Genomic DNA, 3,066 nt, shown 5'->3' on the forward strand with positions numbered 1-3,066 from the left:
TCAGCGCCGACGGTGCCCGCGCCGTCCGCGCCGCCGGCCTGCAGGAGCGTCTGACCTTCGACAGCTTCATCGAGGGGCAGGGCAACGCCTTCGCCCTGGCCATCGCCAAACAGGTGGCCAGCTGGGCCGACGGCCATTTCAACCCGGTCTTCTTCTGCGGCCCCTATGGCTACGGCAAGACCCACCTGCTGAACGCCATCGCCTGGGAGGCCCAGCGTCTGCGGCCCGAGGCCAAGGTGGTCTATCTGACCGCCGAACGTTTCCTGTCCACCTTCGTCAAGGCGATGCAGGACCGTTCGACCGCGGCCTTCAAGGAAAGCCTGCGTTCGGCGGACATGCTGCTGCTGGACGACGTGCAGTTCGTCGGCGGCAAGACATCGACCCAGGAAGAACTGCTCTCGACCCTGACCGCCCTGATCGAGGACGGCAAACGCATCGTCTTCTCGGCCGACCGCGCGCCGATGGCCCTGACCGAGGTCGAGCCGCGCCTGCGCAGCCACCTGGCCGCCGGCCTGACCTGCCCGGTCGAGGCGGGGGACCGCGAGTTGAAGATCGCCGTGGCCCAGAACCGTCTCAAGGCCCTGTCGGCGCTCGGCGTCGTTCAGGGCGAGGCCGCGCCCGAGGTCCTGGCCCAGTTGGTGGACCGCACCCCCGGTTCGATGCGCGAGTTGGAGGGCGCGGTGAACACCTTGGCCGCCGCCGCCGGTTCGCGTCTGTCGTCGGTTTCGGTCGACGAAGCCTCGAGCCTTTTGGGCATGGCCATGCGCGGCGGGCCCGAGCGCCGCATCACCGTCGACGAGATTCAGAAAACGGTCGCCGACCACTTCAACATGAAACAGGCCGACCTGCTCAGCGAGCGCCGCACCCGTTCGGTCGCCCGCCCGCGCCAGATCGCCATGTATCTGTGCAAACAGCACACGACCCGCTCCTATCCCGACATCGGCCGTCGCTTCGGCGGGCGCGATCACACCACGGTCCTGCACGGCGTGCGCAAGATCGAGGAGCTGATGCCGCAGGACGACCAGATCGCCCGCGACGTCGAGGCCCTGACGCGCAAGCTGCGGGGCTGATTTGGATGGGCAAGGGGTGAGCGGCGGGCGACGCGGGACCAGAAACCCCCTCGTCCTGCCGATTTGCCCCCAATATCCACTTGCTGCTCGCCACTAAGCCCTTGCCGCTTCCTTGCAGCCTGCGCCCAATCCGCTAGTGTCCCAGGTCACTTAACCGCGGTCGTTCCTATGAGGACCGCGCCGGGCGAGACGACATGCAGCTGACCATCGAACGATCCGCGCTCCTGAAGGCCCTGGGCCACGTGCAGAGCGTCGTTGAACGTCGAAACACCATTCCGATCCTCTCCAACGTCCTGCTGAGCGCAGGCCGGGACCGACTGGCCTTCGCCGCCACCGATCTGGACATGGAGATGGTGGACGAGGCCGAGGCCCAGGTTCAGGTCGAGGGCCAGATCACCGCCCCCGCCCACACCCTGTACGAGATCGTCAGGAAGCTGCCGGAAGGCGCCGAGGTCTCGCTGCTCTACTCGGGCGACGATCCGCGTCTGGTCGTCTCGGCCGGGCGGTCGCGCTTCAACCTGCCGGTCCTGCCGGCGGGCGACTTCCCCGTCATGTCCACCGACAGCGCGGGCGCGTCCTATGTCCTGCCCAAGGAAGACCTGGCCCGTCTGATCGACAAGACCCGGTTCGCCGTCTCGACGGAAGAGACGCGCTATTATCTGAACGGCCTTTATCTGCACACGGTCGCCGAGGCCGGCATTCCGCTGTTGCGCGCCGTCGCCACCGACGGCCACCGCCTGGCCCTGGCCGAGACCCCGGCGCCGGAAGGGGCTGCTGGCGGCCCCGGCGTCATCGTGCCGCGCAAGACCGTCGATCAGGTCCGCCGCCTGCTGGACGACGCCGGCGGCCCGGTCGAGGTGCAGGTCTCGGCCCAGAAGATCCGCTTCCAGATGGGCGAGGCGTCTCTGACCTCCAAGGTCATCGACGGCGCCTTCCCCGACTATCTGCGCGTCATTCCACGCGGCAACGACAAACAGGCCGACATCGACAACGCCCTGTTCGCCAAGGCCGTCGACCGCGTGGCCACCATCTCGGCCGAGAAGAGCCGCTCGGTGAAGCTGGCCTTCGACAACGACCGGGTGAAGCTGACGGTGCGCAACATGGAGGCTGGTCAGGCCGAGGAAGAGGTCGAGATCGGCTATTCCGACGAACCGTTCGAGATCGGCTTCAACGCCCGCTATCTGCTGGACGTCGCCGGCCAGATCACCGGCGAGAACGCCGCCTTCCGCTTCGCCGATCCGGCCTCCCCGACCCTGGTGCTCGATCCGGGCGATCCGGGCGTTCAGTATGTGCTGATGCCGCTGCGGGTATAAGCTCCAGCTTGTCCGATCATCCCGGCGAAAGCCGGGACCCAGTGCTTTCGTTCGTACCGGAGGCTGGCGTTGGCGTTCTTCACCTACATCCTCGCAAGCCGTCGGAACGGGACGCTATATACAGGATCGACCGACGATCTGGTCAAACGCATCGCGGAACATCGAGACAAGCTGCGCGCAGGGTTCACGCGAAAATACAGCGTCACCCTGCTTGTATGGTACGAAATCCATGAGACGCGCGAAGCGGCCTTCAGACGCGAACGCCAGATCAAGGAATGGAAACGGGTCTGGAAGCTGGAAGTGATCGAGCGCAAGAACCCGGCATGGGCGGATCTGTTTCCAACATTGCTCGGTTAGATCGTGCTGAGCGAAAGCACTGGGTCCCGGCTTTCGCCGGGATGAGCGGAACACCGTGATCACCTCCCTCACCCTCACCGACTTCCGCTCCTATGCGGGCGCGCGGCTGGAGATGACCTCCGGCCCGGTCGTGCTGCATGGGCCGAACGGGGCGGGAAAGACCAATCTCTTGGAGGCGATCAGCCTGTTGACCCCCGGCAAGGGGCTGCGCGGCGCGACCGCCGCCGAAATGGGCCGGCGCGAACCCGGGGAGGCGACCGGCCGCGCCTGGGCCGTCATGGTCGAACTGGACGACGAGACGCGGCTGGGCACCGGGGTCCAGGCGG

At 66.8% G+C, this 3,066-nt stretch carries 4 protein-coding genes; all 4 read left to right on the top strand.

Translation table 11 applies throughout. The annotated features are described in order from the left end of the window. The coding region (gene dnaA / locus RTU05_RS17580) for a chromosomal replication initiator protein DnaA (RefSeq protein WP_312599590.1) at positions 1-1,070 on the top strand (1,070 nt) is incomplete at its 5' end. 194 nt (positions 1,071-1,264) lie between these two features. Further along, positions 1,265-2,383 (top strand): DNA polymerase III subunit beta, encoded by a 1,119-nt coding sequence (gene dnaN / locus RTU05_RS17585; protein ID WP_312599591.1) that lies wholly within the window; start codon positions 1,265-1,267, stop codon positions 2,381-2,383. Positions 2,384-2,452: 69 nt separating this feature from the next. Beyond that, entirely contained in the window at positions 2,453-2,740 is a 288-nt protein-coding gene (locus RTU05_RS17590) for a GIY-YIG nuclease family protein (RefSeq protein ID WP_312599592.1), read from the top strand. 55 nt (positions 2,741-2,795) lie between these two features. Beyond that, positions 2,796-3,066 (top strand): AAA family ATPase (locus tag RTU05_RS17595; protein ID WP_409411648.1); only part of this gene is annotated, 271 nt, incomplete at its 3' end.

The organism is Brevundimonas sp., assembly GCF_032017145.1.
In the GTDB taxonomy this organism is placed as follows: domain Bacteria; phylum Pseudomonadota; class Alphaproteobacteria; order Caulobacterales; family Caulobacteraceae; genus Brevundimonas.

Bases quoted from the DNA above. Each gene is read 5' to 3' on its own strand.
- dnaN (WP_312599591.1), top strand. From the start codon at position 1,265: ATGCAGCTGACCATCGAACGATCCGCGCTCCTGAAGGCCCTGGGCCAC.